Genomic DNA, 17,275 nt, shown 5'->3' on the forward strand with positions numbered 1-17,275 from the left:
TGGATCGTGGCCGACCCGCGCCGCACCGAGACGGCCGAGGCCGCCGACCTTCATCTGCAGTTGCTGCCCGGCAGCGACGTGGCGCTGTTCCACGGGCTGCTGCACCTGCTGCTGTGGGAAGGTCTGACCGATGGGGCGTACATCGCCGCGCACACCAATGGTTTCGATGCGCTGCGCGACCGGGTACGCGAGTACACACCGCGCGAAACCGCACGCCTGACCGGTCTGGACGAAGCCGACATCGTGACGGCCGCACGCTGGTTCGGCCAACGGTCGCCGACGCTGTCGCTGTATTGCCAGGGCTTGAACCAGAGCAGCGCCGGCACCGCGAAGAACGCCGCGCTGATCAACCTGCACCTGGCGACCGGGCAGATCGGCAAGCCGGGCGCCGGGCCGTTCTCATTGACCGGCCAGCCTAACGCGATGGGTGGGCGTGAGGTGGGCGGGCTCGCGAACCTGCTGAGCGCACACCGCGACCTGGCCAACCCCGAGCACCGCGCCGAAGTGGCACGGCTGTGGGGTGTGCCGGACGTACCGTCGACGCCGGGCAAGACGGCAGTCGAGATGTTCGAGGCCGCGGCCGACGGGCAGATCAAGGCGCTGTGGATCGCATGCACCAACCCGGCGCAATCGATGCCGGACCAGGCCACGGTGCGCCGCGCATTGGAGCGCGCCGAGTTCGTCATCGTGCAAGAGGCCTTCGCGACGCCCGCGACCTGTGCCTATGCCGACCTGCTGCTGCCGGCCACCACCTGGGGCGAGAAGGACGGCACCGTCACCAACAGCGAGCGCCGCATCAGCCGCGTACGGCCTGCTGTGCCGCCAGCGGGGGAAGCGCGGCACGACTGGCGCATTGCCCGCGACATCGCGCAGCGCCTGGCCGCGCGCATCGCGCCGGAGCGCGTGGCGCTGTTCGACTACGCGACGCCTGAATCGGTCTGGCTGGAGCACCGTGAGTCCACCCGAGGCCGCGACCTGGACATCACGGGCCTGAGCTACGCGATGCTGGAAACGAAAGGACCGCAGCAGTGGCCGTTGCCGGAAGGCGCGGCCACCGGCCAGGCACGCTTGTATGAAGACGGCGTGTTCGCGACCGTCGACGGCAAGGCGAAGTTCGCTGATGTGCCGCTCACGCCGCTGGCCGAGCCGCGTGATGCGCGTTACCCGTTCAGCCTGAACACCGGCCGGCTGCGCGACCAATGGCACGGCATGAGCCGCACCGGCACCTTGGGCCGGTTGTACGGCCATGAAGGTCTGCCGTGCATCGACCTGCATCCGCAGGACCTGCAGCGGCTGAAGCTGGCCGATGGCGACCTCGTGCGCGTGCGCTCGCGCCGCGGCCAGGTGGTGCTGCCGGCACGCGCAAGCGACAGCGTCGCGTCGACCCAGGCCTTCATCGCGATGCATTGGGGCGAAGAGGTCCTGAGTGGCCACGACGGGCACAACCAGACAATGGCCGGCGTGAACGCGCTGACCACGCCGCGCTTCTGCCCGCAGTCCAAGCAACCCGAACTGAAGCATGCGGCGGTCGTGATCGAAAAGGTCAATCTGCCGTGGCGATTGACGGCGATGGCCTGGCTTCCGGCGGACGAGGCGCTGGCCTTGCGCAAACGGCTGAAGCCTGAACTTGCGCGCTTCGGCTACGCCAGCCTGCTGCCCTTCGGCCGCGAGCCCGACGAGGGCGGCCGTCTGGGCCTGCTGTTGCGCGCCGGTGCCACCGAGGTGCTGAGCGACGAAGTGCTGGCGCCGATGCGTGCCGGCTTCGGCCTGGCCCAGCCCGGCGTGCTGGCCTACCAGGACGCCCGCCGCGGCCAGCAGCGTGCGCTGCGCGTGGCCCGCGACCCCGATGGTGCCGAGCGGCTGCAAGGCTTCTGGGTCGCGGGTGATGTCAGCGGCGAAGCCTGGCTGCGCTCGCTGCTCGAAGCCGACCAGACGCTGCCCGGCCCGGGCCGGCAGTTGCTGGCGCCGGGTGCGCTGGCAAAGAAGACCGCGTCACCAAAGAGCGCGCAGGTCTGCACTTGCTTCAACATCGACGAAGCGTCGATCCGCGGTGAGCTGGTGCGCTGCAGCGGCTCGGTCGACGCGCGGATGGCCCAACTGCAGGGCAGCCTGAAATGCGGCACGAACTGCGGCTCTTGCTTGCCGGCGCTGCGCAAGCTGGTGCAAGTCGTGCCCGCCGGCGTGGCGGCATGAGCATGACAATCGCCGCCATGAGCATCGCACCCTACCTGCGCGAAATCGGCCGCGGCAAAGACGGCGCGCGCGCGCTGCCGCGCGACAAGGCCTTCGACCTGATGAATCGGCTGCTCGGCGGCGAGTTGAGCGACCTTGAAAAAGGCGGTTTCGCGCTCGCCATGCGCATCAAGGGCGAGACACCCGTAGAGCTGGCCGGCTTCATGGACGCGGTGCTGCCGCGCACGCTGGCGCTGCATGCGCCGTCGACCGCGATCGTGCTGCCCAGCTACAACGGCGCACGCAAGCTGCCGAACCTGACGCCACTGCTGGCGCTGCTGCTGGCGCGCGAGGGCGTGCCCGTGCTGGTGCACGGGCCGCTGACCGATGCGAATCGCACGACCAGTGCGCAGGTGTTCGAGGCGCTGGGCCTGCCGCCGCTTTCGAGCGCGGCCGAAGCCGAGGCCCGCTGGGCGGAAAGCCAGCCGGTCTTCATGCCGATCACCGCACTGCACCCGTCGCTGGCGGGCCTGCTCGCGCTGCGCAACGTGCTCGGCCTGCGCAACTCGGGCCATACGCTGGTCAAGCTGCTGCCGGCGATCCCCGGCGCGTTGCGCGTGGTCAACCACACGCATCCCGAGTACGCGATCAGCCTGGCCGAGTTCCTGGGCCAGACGCAGGCCACCGCGTTGCTGATGCGCGGCACTGAAGGAGAACCGGTGGCCGATGCGCGCCGGCTGCCGACGCTGAAGTGCTTCGTCAATGGCGTGCTCGACGAGCAGCTGACGGTCGAAGGTGAAGGCGGCTCGCTGGCCAAGCTGCCCGAGCTGCCACCGGGCATCGACACCGCCAGCACGGCCGACACGATCCGCGCGATGCTCAACGGCACGCTTCCGGTGCCCGAGCCGATCAGGCGCCAGGTGCAGTGCCTGATGGCCTTGCGCCAGGCGCTGCCCGAACGATTGCCCTAGGAGAGATTCATGTTGCGCACGCTGTACCCTGTTCACCTCGTCGGCGCCGGCCCTGGCGACCCGGAACTGCTGACGCTGAAGGCGGTGCGCGTGATCCGCGAGGCGACCGTGATCCTGGTCGACGACCTGGTCGGCGAGCAGGTGCTGGCGACGGTGCTGGACGGTGTGGCCACGCCGCCGCGCATCGTGCAGGTCGGCAAACGCGGCGGTTGTGCGTCGACGCCGCAGGCGTTCATCGAGCGGCTGCTGGTACGTGAGGCATTGGCGGGCGAAAAGGTGGTGCGCTTGAAGGGCGGCGATCCGCTGGTGTTCGGCCGCGCCGGCGAAGAGATCGCGGCGCTGCGCGAAGCGGGGGTCGAGGTGCAGGTGGTCAACGGCATCACTGCCGGGCTGGCCGCAGTCAACGCGCTCGGCACCGGCTGGACGGATCGCCGCTGCGCACAGGGGGTGCTGCTGGTCACCGGTCATGCGCAGCCCGGCCACCCCGGGCCTGACTGGGACACGATCGGCGCCGCCGCCGCCAGCGGCATCACGCTGGTGATCTACATGGGCGTGGCGCAGGCGTCGCGCATCGTCGATGGCCTGCTGCGGCGGCTGCCGGCCGCGCTGCCCGCGGCGGTGGTGCAGGGCGCAAGCGGTGCGAACGAGCGCTGCGGTGGGTCGACACTGGGTGAGTTGCCGTTGATGCTGCAGCGCGAGGGCTTCGGCAGCCCGGCGGTGCTGGTGATCGGCCGCGTGCTCGAGGCCTGCGCCATCGCGCAAGCCGAAGCGCTGGTCAGACCGCCGGCGGCACGAGCGGCAAGCTGACCCGAAACACCGTGCCGGGCCCTTCGGCGGCCGGCAAAGGGTGCGCGCTGAGCTGCCCGCCCATCGCCTGGACCAGCGCTTGCGACAACGCCAGCCCGAGGCCGGAGCCTTCGACCGCGCCGGTCTCGCGGCCCAGGCGCTGGAACGGCAGGAACAGCTTGTCGAGCTGGTCCTCCGGCAGGCCGATGCCGGTGTCACGGACGTCGATCACGCCGAACCCGCCGTCGATGCGCGCGCTGATCTCGACGCACCCGCCGGACCGGTTGTACTTGATGCCGTTGTTCAGCAGGTTGATGAGCACCTGTTTCAGCCGCATCGGATCGGCCCGCAGCACCAGACCTGCCGGCAGGTTGCCCGCGCGCAAGTGCACATCGGCCGCAGCGGCCTGGCCGCGCAGCAGATCGAGGCAATCGTGCGCCAGCGCCGGCAAGGGCACCGGCTCGGCCTGCATCGGCAGGCGGCCCGATTCGACCAGCGACAGATCCAACAGGTCTCCGATCATCGCCAGCAGGTAGTCGCCGGCCTGGTGGATCAGGTTGACACGGCGGCGCTGTCCGTCGGTCAGCGGCTCTTGCTGGTCAACTTCCATCAGCTGCGAAAAGCCCAGCACCGCATTCAGCGGCGTGCGCAATTCATGGCTGACGCGCGACAGGAACTGCGTCTTCGCGGCATTCGCCGCTTCGGCGGTGAGCTGGTCCTGCCGGGCCTGCTCCAGCGCATGTTGCACGGTGGCGTCGGTCTGGGTGCCGAACATGCGCGTCGGTCGGCCGTGGACGTCGCGCTCGACGACGCGGCCTCGCTCCTCGACCCAGCGCCACGAGCCGTCGGCGGCCTTGGCGCGGTAGACCGCGCGGAAGCTTTCGGTCTCGCCGCGCGCATGGGCCTGGTAGGCCGCTTCGACCGCGTCGAAGTCTTCGGGGTGGATCAGCAGGTCCCAGTCGGCCTGGGTGTGGCCGATCGCGTTCGGCGGGTAGCCGAGCATCACGCCGCCTTCGTCGATGTCGCCCAGCGAGTCGGTCGCCAGGTCCCACTCCCAGACGAAAGTGCCACCCTCGCGCATGGCCGTGCGCGTGAGCGACAGTGAATCGCGGCGCGCGCCATCACGTTCAGCCAGCCAGCTGCCGAGCAGGGCGCCAGCAGCCTCCAGCAGAGGCAGCAAGCGCAGCGCCAGTGCCTCGGTGTCGGCACCGGCCGGCAGCTCGGCGGTGAATCGGCCGACCGGGATGCCATGGTGGGTCAGCGGGGTCTGCCAGTGCTGCACCGGACGGGCATCGCCGGGCCGCTCGCGACTGGCTTCGAACAGGCCACCGTGCACGGGCTGGCCGCGCTCGTCCAGCGCCTCGAGATGGCATTCGCGGTTGCCCAGCAGGTGCACGCAGGCACGCGCCAGGCGCTGCAGCGCGTGCGTCGAATCGCCGCGGCGCAGCCGGTCCAGCAGGGCCGCATTGGCTTCGGCCCAGACGGCATTCTCTGCCGGCAGCGTGAACGGGTGGGCGGTCAACATGGCGCGTCGATTCGGCTGGTGGCGCCCCGGGCCGGTGCAGTGCCCGCCCGCCGTCGCGTCAGTGTCCGCCGCCCAGCTTCTCGCCAGCCTTCAGGCGGTAGACGGTGCCACAGTACGGGCACTTGGCTTCGCCATCTTGCGCCAGGTCGAGGAAGACGCGCGGGTGGTTGCTCCACAGCGTCATCTTGGGGTTCGGGCAGAACACGACGCCCGGGCCTTGCAGGTCGGCGGCGGTCACTTCCACCGCGGCGGTGGTCGGGGAGACTGAACTCATGGTCGGACGATGCTGTGCTGGCGAATGAAACTCAGACCCGCGTCAGCCACTCGGCGTACTTCGGGTTGCGGCCGTTGACGATGTCGAAGAAGGCCGTCTGGATCTTCTCGGTGATCGGGCCGCGCATGCCGGCACCCAGCTCGATGCGGTCCAGCTCGCGGATCGGCGTCACTTCGGCCGCCGTGCCGGTGAAGAAGGCCTCGTCGGAGATATAGACCTCGTCACGCGTGATTCGTTTCTCGACCAGCTTCAGACCCAGGTCCTGGCAGATCGCAAAGATGGTGTTGCGGGTGATGCCGTTCAGCGCACCGGCCGACAGATCGGGCGTGTACACCACGCCGTTCTTGATCACGAACAGGTTCTCGCCGGCACCTTCGCTGACGAAGCCGGAAGCGTCGAGCAGCAGCGCTTCGTCGTAGCCATCGTCGGTGGCTTCCATGTTGGCAAGGATCGAGTTGGTGTAGTTGCTCACCGTCTTGGCCTGCGTCATCGTGATGTTCACATGGTGACGCGTGTAGCTCGAGGTCTTCACGCGGATGCCGCGCTTCATGCCCTCTTCGCCCAGGTAGGCGCCCCACGGCCAGGCGGCGACCATCAGGTGCACGGTATTGCCCTTCGGGCTGACGCCGAGCTTCTCGGAGCCGATCCAGATCAGCGGGCGCAGGTAACCGCTGGCCAGCTTGTTCTCGCGCACGACGGCACACTGCGCGTCCATCACCTGCTGCATCGAGAACGGGATCTTCATACGCAGGATCTTGGCCGAGTTGAACAGCCTCTCGGTGTGCTCGCGCAGGCGGAAGATCGCCGTGCCGCCGACGGCGTCGTAGGCACGCACGCCCTCGAACGCGCCGCAACCGTAGTGCAGCGTGTGCGTCAGCACGTGGATCTTGGCATCGCGCCAATCCACCATCTGCCCGTCCATCCAGATCTTGCCGTCGCGATCGTCCATGCCCATGGTGCTGGTCCTCGTGCCTTGATAGCCCGTGCTGCACGGGCGGAGCGGCGATTTTAGGGGCGGCCCCTGGCGCCGCCGCCCGCCGGCAAAACGGGGCGCCTTTGTAAGCAGTCGTCGCAGCCGATCGACGGGAGTGTGCATTCCTTCACGCCCACTGTCGTGGCGCACACCACAGCTGCCGTTTTCCCCCTAACTCAAACCGACCTTACACCTTCTAACAGTGCAGCCTTTTCGGGACACTTCCTCCCAGCGGCTTTGAATGGCCGATCAACCCGGCGTCGAGGGTCGCCGCGTAGCAAAAAACACGGAGGTCGTGATGCGTTCAATTCTTCCCCGCGCGCTGCAAGCGCTGGCCCTGTCGGCCGGCATGCTCGCAGTCGTGCCGGCATCGGCCGAAACCTATGATTTCGGCGGGTTGATGCTGGGCGACGGGGCTCCACTGACCGCGAGTTTCGCCACGCTGACCACCTCGGTCGTCGGCGATGACGTGCTGTTCACGCTCAACGCCTACGGGCTGGACCAGTTCAGCGGCGACACGCCGTGGATAGGCGCGATGTCGGTCGACGGCCTGAAGACCGGCGCAGTGGCCGACGTCAGCGGCGACGCCAACGTCACGATGGGCAAGGGCAACGGCCCCGACGGCAGCTTCGAGTTCAAGTTCGATTTCAGCGACACCAGCGGCAAGCTGGTGGACAACGAAGTGGTCTCCTGGACCTGGGCCGGCGGCGCCGGCCACTTCACCGATTTCGCGGCCCACGTGAAGGGCATCTCGTACGGCGAGACCAACAACGCCTGGTATGACGCCGCGCTGGCGGTGCCGGAGCCGAACTCTTACGCGCTGATGCTGGCGGGCTTGGGCGTGATCTGCGTGGTCGCCCGCCGCCGGCGTCCGCGCTGAGGCCCGCAACCGATCGCGCCATGACGGCTCGACACCGCCGACTGCCCGCCCGGTGCATGGCAACGCACCTGCACAAAACGTTCAGCCTGGGCGCGCTCCGAAGTGTGTCATTTCACACACACCCAGTTACGATTAACCCTGATTTCAAAGTCGGCGGTATCGCGCCCCTCCCTCCGTGTGATCCCCCGATGTTTCTCAACTTCGATCTGGTGAAGGGTTCACCATGAAGCTTCGCAACCGATTCACATTCGCCACCGCCACCTTGCTGTCCGCTTGGCTCGCGCAGCCGGTGGCGGCCAGTGCCCAAACCACCGTCTACCACTTCGGCGACCTGCTGTCGGGCGACGGAGCCCCCGTTCAGCTCGACTTCGCGACGCTGAGCGCCACGGTGTCGGGCAACGACGTGCTGTTCACGCTCGATGCCCAGAACCTGGATCTGTTCGACGGCAAGCAGCCCTTCATCGGCGCCCTCACGATCGACGGTGATCGGGTCGGTGGCGTAGGCGGCGTCAGCGGCGACTCGCCGGTCAAGATGGTCAATGGCGGCGGCCCGAACGGCGGCTGGGAATTCCGCTTCGACCTGACCGGCAAGAAGAAAGACCGGCTGGTCGACGACGAGTCGGTCAGCTGGACCTGGATCGGCGGCGCCGGCCATTTCACCAACATCGGCGCCCACGTGCAGGGCCTGGACTATGGCGGCACCACCAGCGCCTGGTACCAGACGCTGGCGGTCCCCGAGCCGGGCGCCTACGCGATGTTCCTCAGTGGCCTCGCGGTGCTGGGCGTGTCGGCGCTGCGCCGGCGCCGGCCGGGCAGCTAACGGCCGCACAGCAGCCCCGTCGTCAGCTCAGGCCGGCGAGGGGCCTGAAGGCGGCGAGACCGCCTCCTCACCCGAGCGCTGCAAGTCCCAACGGGCCAGGCGCCCCCCCTCCAGTTCGGCGCGTATCGCCGCCCCCGAGGCATCCGCCCATTCGAAGGTCTCGGGCTCGGTCGCCAACCGGCGGCCGAGGCTGCCGGTCAAACGCAGCACCTGCGTCAGGCGCATGCCTCGACGCAGTTTTGCGTGCAGCATCACTGCACTGGGCACGCTGCCAACCGGCGCCGAAGCAGCGTCGCGCATGACACGCACCGCGCGACTGAACTGCAACAGCATCCAGAACACCACCAGCGTGGTCGCCAGGATCACGCCGCGCCAGCCCCATTGCACGTAGCCGACGGCCACCGCCGCCGCGCCCAGCACCCAGCTCAGCATGGCGTCCCGGTTCATGCGGCGACTCCGCTGGGGAGGGCCGCCACGACCTCACGCTCGGTGCGGCCAACCCGGCCAGTGCGCAACGCGTCGGCCCAGTCGCCGCGCCCGTTGCGCTCGGCCTGCTGCGCGGCCTGCTCATGGTCATAGGGCGTGGCGCGCAGCGAAGCGCTCCATCCCTGCGGCCCTTGCTCGATCACGGCCCACCGCGCCAGCGGACTGCCGTTTTCGACCCGATGCGGATGCCCGTGGTCGTCGTCAAAAGCCGGCAGGCCGACACTGCCCGGGTTCAGCAGCAAACACCCGTCGACCGTGGCAATGCGCGGCACATGGGTGTGGCCACACAGGATCACCGGCGCACGCGCGGTGCCGAGCCGTTCGCTCAACTCGACGGCCGTCGCCGGCCGGATCCCGTTGGAGCCGTCGACATCGCAGCCCGGCACCACGGTGTCGAGAAAGTAGACCAGATCACTGTCGGGCGTGCCGTGGCAGCAGAAGATTTCCGCCGTCAACCAGCGCGTGGGCGGCAGGCTCCGCAACCAGGCGCGCTGGGCATCGTTCAGCCGCTCGGCAGTGAACGCATCGCTGGCGCCTTGGCGCTCGCGCGGCAGCGTGAGCACCTGGCGCTCGTGGTTGCCGGCGACCGCCGGCCAGTCCAGCGCGATCAGCCGATCGGCGGTCTCGGCCGGCCACAGCGGGCCGGACAGCGCGTCGCCGAGTTGCACCACATGGGTGATGCCTTCGCCGGCGCATTGGGCCACCACGGCCTCCAGGGCCGGCAGGTTGCCGTGAATGTCGGACAAGACTGCCCAGCGCATCGTCATCTCCACCGTCAGCTCAATTCGCGCAGCATATCGATCGCTTGCTCGATCCGCTCGACCGGGTGAATCGTCAGCCCTTCGATCGGCTTTTTCGGCAGGTTGGCCTTGGGCACCAACGCGATCGAGAAACCGAGCTTGGCCGCCTCCCTCAACCGTTCCTGTCCCCGCGGGGCCGGCCGCACTTCACCGGCCAGGCCGACCTCGCCAAAGGCAACAAAACCTCGCGGCAGTGGTTTGCCGGCCAGGCTGCTGCGGATCGCCAGCAACACCGCCAGGTCGGCCGCAGGCTCGCTGATGCGAACCCCACCGACCGCGTTGACGAACACGTCCTGATCCAGGCAGGCAACGCCGGCGTGGCGGTGCAGCACGGCCAGCAGCATCGCCAGCCGGTCCCGCTCCAGGCCAACCGACAACCGCCGCGGGCTCGGGCCACCCGAATCGACCAGGGCCTGGATCTCGACCAGCATCGGCCGCGTGCCCTCCAACGTGACCATCACGCACGAGCCCGGAACCGGCTCGCCATGTGTCGACAAAAAGATCGCGCTCGGGTTGCTGACGCCCTTCAGCCCCTTCTCGGTCATCGCGAAGACACCGATCTCGTTGACCGCACCGAAACGGTTCTTGATCGCCCGCACCAGACGGAAGCTCGAATGCGTGTCGCCTTCGAAGTACAACACCGTGTCGACGATGTGCTCCAGCACGCGCGGCCCGGCCAGCGCACCTTCCTTCGTCACATGACCGACCAGCACCACGGTGCAGCCGGCCGCTTTCGCGGTGCGCGTCAGCTGCGCGGCGCATTCGCGCACTTGCGCCACCGAGCCGGGCGCGCTCGACAGCTGGTCCGAATAGAGCGTCTGGATCGAATCGATGACGCAGAAGGCCGGCTGTTCGGCTTCGATCGTCGCCTGGATGCGCTCGAGCTGAATCTCGGCCAACACCCGCAAGGCCTTGCCGGCCAGCCCGAGCCGATGGGCCCGCAGCGCCACCTGCGCCCCCGATTCTTCGCCGGTCACGTACAGCACCTTCATTTGCTGCGACAGCGCGTCAGCCGCCTGCAGCAGCAGCGTGCTCTTGCCGATGCCCGGGTCGCCGCCGATCAGCACCACGCCGCCCTCGACGATGCCGCCGCCCAGCACCCGATCCAGCTCTTCCAGACCGGTAGGTGTGCGGGCAACCTCGGCGGCTTCGATTTCGCTCAGCGTGGCCACCGGCTGCGGCTTGGCCAGCGACTGGAAGCGGTTCTTGGCCGGACCGGCGGCCGGCTCGGCGACCGACTCTTCCAGCGTGTTCCAGGCCCGGCAATGCGGGCATTGGCCCAGCCAGCGCGGGCTCGTGCCGCCGCATTGACTGCAAACGTAGATCGACTTGCTCTTGCTCATGAAGGGATCGTGACGCGCCGCGCAGCTTGGCCGCGGCTTCGTGAAATAGAGGCGAATTGCGGGGGGACCGGCCTGCGTTTCCAGGCTTCATTGTCGACGCGGCCGGCCGATCATCCGTTGGCAGACATCCACCACTTCGCGGACCCGCCCTCCGACACCCCATGAGCAATGCCGTCGTTCTCGCTCCGTCCATCCTCGTGGTCGACGCCCGCGCGGTGTCACGCACCCACGCGGCCTGCCTGATCCGCAATCGCTGGCCGGATGCGCGGGTCAACGAAGCGAACGACGCCGACAGCGCCTTGGCCGAGGTGGCCGACGGCGCAACCGACCTGGTGATCATCGACCTGCCGGGCGAAACCGGCCTGGCCTTCGCCCAACGCCTGCGTCTGGCCCAGCCGAGTTGCCAGGTGGCGCTGCTCTGCGAACCCGGAACCGCCGCGATGCGCGCCAGCGCGGACCGCGCCGGCATCCGCCTGTTCCGCACGCCCGCGACGGGCGACGTGATCGAACAAGTCCTCGCCCTCGTCGGCTGGGATGATTAGAGCCCCCACGGCCCTTGCCCGGGCCTGCCCCCCAAGGGGCCCCGAGAGGGCTCGCGCGACGGACCGGCCGAGCCGGATCCGCGCACGCCACTTGAGGTGAGCGGCGCTTCGCGCGCTCTCGAAAGCATCGGCATGCCAGGCGTCTGACCCACGGCCAGCGTCGGAAAACCGCCGCCTCCTACACTGCCGATTCCTGGCCGCTTGCGGCTGCTTTGAAAGCCCGCGGTGGAACTCGGCACCTGGATTCCCTTCTTTCTGGCGACCGTCGCGATCAGCCTGTCGCCCGGCCCTGGTGCCATTGCCGCGATGGGTGCTGGTCTGAACCATGGTTACCAACGCGGCCAGCGCATTGCCTTTGGTCTGGCGCTCGGCGTGTGGACTCAGCTGACCGTCGTCGGGGTCGGCCTGGGTGCGCTGCTGGCCACCTCGGGCACCGCCTTCAGTGTCGTCAAATGGTTGGGTGTCGGCTACCTGGTCTGGCTGGGCATTCAGCAGTGGCGCGCGCCGGCCGCTCCGCTGGTCGCCCGCGACGACGGCGCCAGCCAGATGAGCACGCGCGCACTGGTGCTTCGCGGCTGGACGGTGAATGCCGTGAACCCGAAGGGCACGGTGTTCCTGATCGCGGTGCTGCCGCAGTTTGTCGACACCACCCAGCCGCTGCTCGCGCAGTACCTGGTGATCGGTGCGACGTTCGGTTTCGTCGAGTTCTGCGTGATGAGCGGCTACGCCGCGCTGGCGTCGCGCGTGCTGGGCCTGCTGCGCACACCCGGCCAGATGCGCGGGCTGAACCGGCTGTTCGGCGGTCTGTTCGTCGCCGCCGGCGCGCTGCTGGCCACGTTCAAGCGCGTGTAGTTCAGGCAGCCCGCACCCGTCTCACTCTTTGACCGGCCCGCGGCCGGCCTTCACCGCGCCACGCAGCGCCTTGCCCGCCAAGCGCCGCTGCTGCGAGCCGCGCGTCGGCTTCGTCGCGCGGCGTGCCTTGGGCACGTGCGCTGCCGCGTCGACCAGTTCCTGCAGTCGTGCCATCGCATCGGCGCGGTTCACGGCCAAGCTGCGGTGCTCCTGCGCCTTGATCACCACCACGCCGTCGGAACTGATGCGCGCATCGGGCCAAGCCAGCAGCCGCGCTTTCAAGGCATCCGGCAGCGACGAGGCGCGGATGTCGAAACGCAGGTGGACTGCATTCGAGACCTTGTTGACGTTCTGCCCGCCCGCGCCCTGGGCCCGGATCGCGCTGAACTCGACCTCGGCCTCGTCGACGCGTGGCGCCGGCTTCATGCCGTGTCGACGGGCGGTGCGGCCGAGCGCATCTCGCGCTGGCGCTGCTCCATCTCGCCGCGCAACTGGCGCCGCACCTTGGCGTTTTCCGCGCGCCGCTTCTCGTCGGGGGTGGACGGCTGCAGCGGCGGCACGGCGACCGGCTTGCCGTCCTCACCGACCGCGACCATCGTGAAGAAGCAGCTGTTCGCATGCCGCACGACCTGGGTACGGATGTTCTCGGCGACGACCTTGATGCCGATCTCCATCGACGACGTGCCGGTGTGGTTGACGGCGGCGAGAAATGTCACCAGCTCGCCGACATGGATCGGCTGGCGGAACATCACCTGGTCGACGCTCAGTGTGACCACGTACCGCCCGGCGTAGCGGCTGGCGCAGGCGTAGGCGACCTGGTCGAGCAGCTTCAGGATCGTGCCGCCGTGCACGTTGCCGCTGAAGTTCGCCATGTCGGGCGTCATCAGCACGGTCATCGACAGCTGGTGCGAAGGCAGGTCCATGGCGTCTCGTTTCGAGGGTGGAAGGGGTTCAGGACCAAAGCAACCGCAATGCCTGCGGCACCGTGTGGGCTTGAGGCAGCCAGTGGTGCAGCGCCCACCCGGCTGCCGCGGTGACGGCGCTCAGGCCCAGCATGGGCAAGAAGGTGCGACGCAACGCATGCGCCAGCCAGCCCTCGCGCCGCGCCCGCCAGGCCAGTGCGCCGCCGACAGACGCGAAGGCAATCTCGACCGCCACGCCCAGCAGCACCTCGACGCCGAACAGGCCGAACACCAGCAGGCCCAGGCCGGCCCCGATCGCCATCGCGACGCCGACGACGATGGCCAGCGGCACGGCGATCACCAGGCCTTCGTCGGCTGCGCCCAGCGCGTCGCCAACCCCGCCCACGACATCACCTGCGGCACCGAAATCGCCGCTCGCACCGCCGCCACCGAAATCGCCGCCTCCGCCCGAGCGGAACACCGAGCCCGACGCATCGGCCAAGCCGTCTGCCGCGTCGAGCAGATCATCGACCTCGCCCTCTTCACGCGACAACAACCAGCGCGCCCACAAGGCCATCAGGCCGAGATACAACGGGTAGCTCAGCCACAGCGCCAGCAAGGGTCGCCAGGCGAGCGAGTCGACGCCGGCCGCATCGAGACCGCGCGACACCGCCCAGCACAGCGCCAGGCTGACGCCCCCGATCATCAGCACGTGCAGGCGCAGCCAGCGGCGCTCGCGCAGATCGGCGCAGGTCGCCTGCTCGAAGTGGAATGCATCCACCGCGTCCCGGCTGGGGCGCCGTCGTGTCATGCCACGCTCACCGGCACGCGCTGGGCCAGCGCGCACATCAACTCGTAGCCGATCGTGCCGGCCGCACGCGCCACCTCGTCGATCGGCAGCCGCGTGCCGCGCGGGCCTTCGCCCCACAACGTGACCTCGCTGCCCATTTGCGCAGCAGGCACCGGCGTCAGATCGACCGCGATCATGTCCATCGAGACGCGGCCGACGGTGGCGGTGCGAACGCCATCCACCAACACCGGCGTGCCGCTGCCGGCATGGCGCGGGTAGCCGTCGGCATAGCCACAGGCCACGATGCCGATGCGCTGCGGCCGCTCCGCGACAAAGGCGCTGCCGTAGCCGACCGATTCACCCGGCGCCAGCGACTGGACCGCCAACAGGCGTGAACGCAGTGTCATCGCCGGGCGCAGGTTCCAGTGCACGCCGTCGTGCTCGGGATAGTCCGGCACGCCACCGTAGCTCATGATGCCGGCGCGCACCCAGTCCGAGCGCACGCGCGCATCGGCCAGGTGGCGCAACGTGGCCGCGCTGTTGGCCAGAGAGCGCTCGCCCGGCAAGTCTTGCGTCGCCTCGTGGAAGACCTGCACCTGGTGCTCGATGCCGTTGGCGCCGAAACGGTCGGCATCGGCATCCGAAAAGTGCGTGACCAGCGCGATCTCGTCGACCTGCGGCAGTGCATTCAGCCGCGCCCAGGCGGTGCGAAAGGCGGAAGGGCGGAAACCGAGCCGGTTCATGCCGCTGTTCATCTTCAGGAACACGCGGTGCGGCTGGTGCGTCTTGTGCGCAGCCAGCCAGTCGATCTGCTGCTCGCAGTGCACGACATGCCACAGGTTCAGGCGCGAGCACAGTTCGAGGTCGCGCGGCTCGAAGACACCTTCGAGCAGCAGGATCGGGCCGCGCCAGTCGAGCGCGCGCAGGCGCTCGGCTTCATTCAGATCCAGCAACGCGAAGCCGTCGGCACCGCGCAGGCCGGCATAGGCCCGCTCGATGCCATGGCCGTAGGCATTGGCCTTGACCACGGCCCAGACCCGCGCATCGGGCGCGCATTCACGGGCTCGCAACAGGTTGTGGGCCAGGGCGTCGGTGTGGATCAGGGCTTCGATCGGGCGGGGCATGGGCAGGTCTTTCGTTCGCCGGGAATTCTGCCAGCGCCACCCCGATGCCGGCCGAGGGGTGGCGACGACGGCCGGCGAGCAGCCAACCTCGCATGCTATAAACCCCACGCTTTTTGCTCTCTGGAGACGAGATTCCGCCCTGGCGCGCCCATCCGCAGGCGCACGGCGCTCAGCCGCATGAAAAAAGGCTTCTACACCATCATGTCAGCGCAGTTCTTCAGCTCGCTGGCAGACAACGCATTGCTGGTCGGGGCGATCGAGCTGCTCAAAACCACCGGGGCTCCGGGCTGGCAGACACCAGCGCTGATCCCGATGTTCGCGCTGTTCTACGTCGTTCTCGCACCGATGGTCGGTGCCTTCGCCGACGCCGTGCCCAAGGGCCAGGTGATGTTCTATTCGAACAGCATCAAGGTCGTGGGCTGTTTGATGATGCTGTTCGGCGGCCACCCGCTGCTGGCCTACGCCGTCGTCGGCCTGGGTGCCGCGGCCTACTCGCCGGCCAAGTACGGCATCCTGACTGAACTGTTGCCGCCGTCGCAACTGGTCAAGGCCAATGGCTGGATCGAGGGCCTGACGATCGCTTCGGTGATCCTCGGCGTGCTGCTCGGCGGGCAACTGGTCGGGCCGCGCATGGCCTCGGTGCTGCTGGGCGTCGACCTGCCGATGTTCGACACCGGCATCGACACCGCACCCGAGGCCGCGATCTCGGTGATGGTCGGCCTGTACATCCTGGCCGCCGCGTTCAACCTGAAGATCCCGCGCACCGAGGCGCCGCTGCAACCGCTGAGCATCAACGTGGTCGAGCTGGTGCGTGACTTCGGCCAGTGCAACGCGCGGCTGTGGAACGACCGCCTCGGCCAGATCTCGCTGGCCACGACGACGCTATTCTGGGGTGTATCGGGCAACCTGCGGGTGATCGTCTTTGCCTGGGCCGCGGCGGCACTGAGCTATGACACCACCAAGGCCTCTTCGCTGGTCGGCGTGGTCGCGATCGGCACGGCAGTCGGCGCCGTCGTCGCATCGTTCCTGATGAAGCTGGACCGGGCCACCAACGTCATCCCGCTGGGCATTGCGATGGGCATCCTGGTGATAGGCCTGAACGTGATCACCAACGTCTGGGTGGCCGCGCCGTTCCTGGTGATCCTGGGCGCCGTCGGCGGCTACCTGGTGGTGCCGATGAATGCCCTGCTGCAGCACCGCGGCCACAACCTGATGGGCGCCGGCCGCTCGATCGCGGTGCAGAACTTCAACGAGCAGGCCTGCATCCTGGGCCTGGGCGCCTTCTACACCGGCATGACCCGCGTCGGCCTGTCGGCCTTCTCGACGATCGCGGTGTTCGGCATCGGCGTCGCCGCGACGATGTGGTGGATTCGCCGCTGGCACCGGCGCAACAGCGTCGTGCACCGCGCCGAGGTCGAGCGCCTCCTCGCGATCGCCCGCTCGGATAGACATTGAGGCCCCCACGCTCCCTTCGACTGCTGTCCCCCGAGGGGGCTCGCGCAGTGGGCCGGCAAAGGCGGTTCCGCGCACGCCACTTGGGGTCGTCGGCTCCTGACGGGGCGCTGCAAACCCAGTCCGGCAACGGGGCTCGGACGGCCTGATGCGAGGCGGGGCGAAGCTTCGTCCAGCGCTGGCGCTGGTGCTGAACGCGCTGATCTGGGGCACCTCGTGGTGGGCATTTCGCCAGTTGCACGAGCAAGCCGGCCTGCACCCGCTGTGGACGACGGCCGGCATCTACCTGATGGCGGTGGTGGTGATCGCCGGCAGCCGGCCGGCTGCGGCAAAGCAGGTGCTGCGCACGCCGGCGCTGTGGCTGATCATGCTGGCCTCGGGCACCACCAACGCCACCTTCAACTGGGGCGTCACGGTCGGCGACGTGGTGCGGGTGGTGCTGCTGTTCTACCTGATGCCGCTGTGGGCGGTATTGCTGGCCCGGGTGGTGCTGAACGAGGCACTGACCCGCGCCGCGATGCTGCGCGTGGCCATGGCACTGGCCGGGGCCGCCATCGTGCTGTGGCCCGAGCCTGGCCACCCG

The 17,275-nt window shown here is 68.8% G+C and carries 19 protein-coding genes; 9 read left to right on the forward strand and 10 right to left on the reverse strand.

The window, feature by feature from the left end; genetic code table 11:
* The 3 genes from VFY73_RS29395 to cobA form a co-directional block, all read left to right on the forward strand.
* A partial coding sequence (locus VFY73_RS29395) for a molybdopterin-dependent oxidoreductase (RefSeq protein ID WP_329725149.1) occupies positions 1 to 2,193 on the forward strand: 2,193 nt, incomplete at its 5' end.
* 17 nt (positions 2,194 to 2,210) lie between these two features.
* Positions 2,211 to 3,143, forward strand: coding sequence for a DNA-binding protein YbiB (gene ybiB / locus VFY73_RS29400; protein ID WP_329725150.1), 933 nt, complete (start codon positions 2,211 to 2,213; stop codon positions 3,141 to 3,143).
* 9 nt (positions 3,144 to 3,152) lie between these two features.
* Entirely contained in the window at positions 3,153 to 3,950 is a 798-nt protein-coding gene (gene cobA, locus VFY73_RS29405) for a uroporphyrinogen-III C-methyltransferase (protein WP_329725151.1), read from the forward strand.
* Here cobA and VFY73_RS29410 read toward each other — a convergent pair.
* Genes VFY73_RS29410 through VFY73_RS29420 form a run of 3 tightly spaced genes read right to left on the reverse strand, consistent with a single transcriptional unit; the run spans position 3,919 to position 6,683 of the window.
* Complete coding sequence (locus VFY73_RS29410) at positions 3,919 to 5,454, reverse strand: PAS domain-containing sensor histidine kinase (RefSeq protein WP_329725152.1); 1,536 nt, start codon at positions 5,452 to 5,454, stop codon at positions 3,919 to 3,921. The two genes, cobA and VFY73_RS29410, sit on opposite strands and share 32 nt — an antisense overlap.
* Before the next feature lie 58 nt (positions 5,455 to 5,512).
* The gene (locus tag VFY73_RS29415) at positions 5,513 to 5,728 is read right to left on the reverse strand and encodes a zinc-finger domain-containing protein (RefSeq protein WP_329725153.1); all 216 of its coding nucleotides are present in this window, start codon (positions 5,726 to 5,728) and stop codon (positions 5,513 to 5,515) included.
* Positions 5,729 to 5,759: 31 nt separating this feature from the next.
* Positions 5,760 to 6,683: a branched-chain amino acid transaminase gene (locus VFY73_RS29420; RefSeq protein WP_329725154.1), complete on the reverse strand. Its 924-nt coding sequence runs from the start codon at positions 6,681 to 6,683 to the stop codon at positions 5,760 to 5,762.
* Between the two features lie 316 nt (positions 6,684 to 6,999).
* On the opposite strand from VFY73_RS29420, the gene VFY73_RS29425 reads away from it, so the two are divergent.
* Both VFY73_RS29425 and VFY73_RS29430 read left to right on the forward strand, forming a co-directional pair.
* Entirely contained in the window at positions 7,000 to 7,581 is a 582-nt protein-coding gene (locus tag VFY73_RS29425; RefSeq protein WP_329725155.1) for a PEP-CTERM sorting domain-containing protein, read from the forward strand.
* 223 nt (positions 7,582 to 7,804) lie between these two features.
* Positions 7,805 to 8,401, forward strand: coding sequence for a PEP-CTERM sorting domain-containing protein (locus VFY73_RS29430; protein WP_329725156.1), 597 nt, complete (start codon positions 7,805 to 7,807; stop codon positions 8,399 to 8,401).
* A 27-nt stretch (positions 8,402 to 8,428) separates the two neighbouring features.
* Here the strand turns inward: VFY73_RS29430 and VFY73_RS29435 are convergent, their stop codons facing one another.
* Genes VFY73_RS29435 through radA form a run of 3 tightly spaced genes read right to left on the reverse strand, consistent with a single transcriptional unit; the run spans position 8,429 to position 11,030 of the window.
* Entirely contained in the window at positions 8,429 to 8,848 is a 420-nt protein-coding gene (locus tag VFY73_RS29435) for a hypothetical protein (protein ID WP_329725157.1), read from the reverse strand.
* Positions 8,845 to 9,648, reverse strand: a complete 804-nt coding sequence (locus VFY73_RS29440; protein ID WP_329725158.1) for a metallophosphoesterase family protein — start codon at positions 9,646 to 9,648, stop codon at positions 8,845 to 8,847. The genes VFY73_RS29435 and VFY73_RS29440 overlap by 4 nt, the downstream gene beginning before the upstream one ends.
* Before the next feature lie 14 nt (positions 9,649 to 9,662).
* On the reverse strand, positions 9,663 to 11,030 hold the full coding sequence (radA, locus tag VFY73_RS29445) for a DNA repair protein RadA (RefSeq protein ID WP_329725159.1): 1,368 nt from the start codon (positions 11,028 to 11,030) through the stop codon (positions 9,663 to 9,665).
* 161 nt (positions 11,031 to 11,191) lie between these two features.
* Here radA and VFY73_RS29450 point away from each other — a divergent pair, with 161 nt between their 5' ends.
* The gene (locus VFY73_RS29450; protein WP_329725160.1) at positions 11,192 to 11,572 is read left to right on the forward strand and encodes a response regulator; all 381 of its coding nucleotides are present in this window, start codon (positions 11,192 to 11,194) and stop codon (positions 11,570 to 11,572) included.
* A 225-nt stretch (positions 11,573 to 11,797) separates the two neighbouring features.
* On the forward strand, positions 11,798 to 12,424 hold the full coding sequence (gene rhtB / locus VFY73_RS29455) for a homoserine/homoserine lactone efflux protein (RefSeq protein WP_329725161.1): 627 nt from the start codon (positions 11,798 to 11,800) through the stop codon (positions 12,422 to 12,424).
* 21 nt (positions 12,425 to 12,445) lie between these two features.
* Here the strand turns inward: rhtB and arfB are convergent, their stop codons facing one another.
* Genes arfB through alr form a run of 4 tightly spaced genes read right to left on the reverse strand, consistent with a single transcriptional unit; the run spans position 12,446 to position 15,240 of the window.
* The gene (gene arfB, locus VFY73_RS29460; protein ID WP_329725162.1) at positions 12,446 to 12,850 is read right to left on the reverse strand and encodes an alternative ribosome rescue aminoacyl-tRNA hydrolase ArfB; all 405 of its coding nucleotides are present in this window, start codon (positions 12,848 to 12,850) and stop codon (positions 12,446 to 12,448) included.
* On the reverse strand, positions 12,847 to 13,347 hold the full coding sequence (locus VFY73_RS29465) for an acyl-CoA thioesterase (RefSeq protein ID WP_329725163.1): 501 nt from the start codon (positions 13,345 to 13,347) through the stop codon (positions 12,847 to 12,849). The genes arfB and VFY73_RS29465 overlap by 4 nt, the downstream gene beginning before the upstream one ends.
* A 28-nt stretch (positions 13,348 to 13,375) precedes the next feature.
* On the reverse strand, positions 13,376 to 14,137 hold the full coding sequence (locus VFY73_RS29470; RefSeq protein ID WP_329725164.1) for a hypothetical protein: 762 nt from the start codon (positions 14,135 to 14,137) through the stop codon (positions 13,376 to 13,378).
* A complete protein-coding gene (gene alr, locus VFY73_RS29475; RefSeq protein WP_329725165.1) occupies positions 14,134 to 15,240 on the reverse strand; it encodes an alanine racemase in 1,107 nt (368 codons plus the stop codon). The genes VFY73_RS29470 and alr overlap by 4 nt, the downstream gene beginning before the upstream one ends.
* Before the next feature lie 177 nt (positions 15,241 to 15,417).
* On the opposite strand from alr, the gene lplT reads away from it, so the two are divergent.
* Entirely contained in the window at positions 15,418 to 16,695 is a 1,278-nt protein-coding gene (gene lplT, locus VFY73_RS29480; RefSeq protein ID WP_329725166.1) for a lysophospholipid transporter LplT, read from the forward strand.
* A gap of 145 nt (positions 16,696 to 16,840) precedes the next feature.
* Positions 16,841 to 17,275, forward strand: a 435-nt coding sequence (locus VFY73_RS29485) for an EamA family transporter (protein WP_329725167.1), incomplete at its 3' end; no start/stop codon positions are given.

Origin of the sequence: Ideonella sp., assembly GCF_036277275.1 — a bacterium.
Taxonomy (GTDB): domain Bacteria; phylum Pseudomonadota; class Gammaproteobacteria; order Burkholderiales; family Burkholderiaceae_C; genus Ideonella.

What these genes read in the sequence shown, in the direction of transcription:
- ybiB (WP_329725150.1), top strand. Translation starts at nt 2,211, where the DNA reads ATGAGCATCGCACCCTACCTGCGCGAAATCGGCCGCGGCAAAGACGGC.
- cobA (WP_329725151.1), top strand. Translation starts at nt 3,153, where the DNA reads ATGTTGCGCACGCTGTACCCTGTTCACCTCGTCGGCGCCGGCCCTGGC.
- VFY73_RS29410 (WP_329725152.1), bottom strand. Translation starts at nt 5,454, where the DNA reads ATGTTGACCGCCCACCCGTTCACGCTGCCGGCAGAGAATGCCGTCTGG.
- VFY73_RS29415 (WP_329725153.1), bottom strand. Translation starts at nt 5,728, where the DNA reads ATGAGTTCAGTCTCCCCGACCACCGCCGCGGTGGAAGTGACCGCCGCC.
- VFY73_RS29420 (WP_329725154.1), bottom strand. Translation starts at nt 6,683, where the DNA reads ATGGGCATGGACGATCGCGACGGCAAGATCTGGATGGACGGGCAGATG.
- VFY73_RS29425 (WP_329725155.1), top strand. Translation starts at nt 7,000, where the DNA reads ATGCGTTCAATTCTTCCCCGCGCGCTGCAAGCGCTGGCCCTGTCGGCC.
- VFY73_RS29430 (WP_329725156.1), top strand. Translation starts at nt 7,805, where the DNA reads ATGAAGCTTCGCAACCGATTCACATTCGCCACCGCCACCTTGCTGTCC.
- VFY73_RS29435 (WP_329725157.1), bottom strand. Translation starts at nt 8,848, where the DNA reads ATGAACCGGGACGCCATGCTGAGCTGGGTGCTGGGCGCGGCGGCGGTG.
- VFY73_RS29440 (WP_329725158.1), bottom strand. Translation starts at nt 9,648, where the DNA reads ATGCGCTGGGCAGTCTTGTCCGACATTCACGGCAACCTGCCGGCCCTG.
- radA (WP_329725159.1), bottom strand. Translation starts at nt 11,030, where the DNA reads ATGAGCAAGAGCAAGTCGATCTACGTTTGCAGTCAATGCGGCGGCACG.
- VFY73_RS29450 (WP_329725160.1), top strand. Translation starts at nt 11,192, where the DNA reads ATGAGCAATGCCGTCGTTCTCGCTCCGTCCATCCTCGTGGTCGACGCC.
- arfB (WP_329725162.1), bottom strand. Translation starts at nt 12,850, where the DNA reads ATGAAGCCGGCGCCACGCGTCGACGAGGCCGAGGTCGAGTTCAGCGCG.
- VFY73_RS29465 (WP_329725163.1), bottom strand. Translation starts at nt 13,347, where the DNA reads ATGGACCTGCCTTCGCACCAGCTGTCGATGACCGTGCTGATGACGCCC.
- VFY73_RS29470 (WP_329725164.1), bottom strand. Translation starts at nt 14,137, where the DNA reads ATGACACGACGGCGCCCCAGCCGGGACGCGGTGGATGCATTCCACTTC.
- alr (WP_329725165.1), bottom strand. Translation starts at nt 15,240, where the DNA reads ATGCCCCGCCCGATCGAAGCCCTGATCCACACCGACGCCCTGGCCCAC.
- lplT (WP_329725166.1), top strand. Translation starts at nt 15,418, where the DNA reads ATGAAAAAAGGCTTCTACACCATCATGTCAGCGCAGTTCTTCAGCTCG.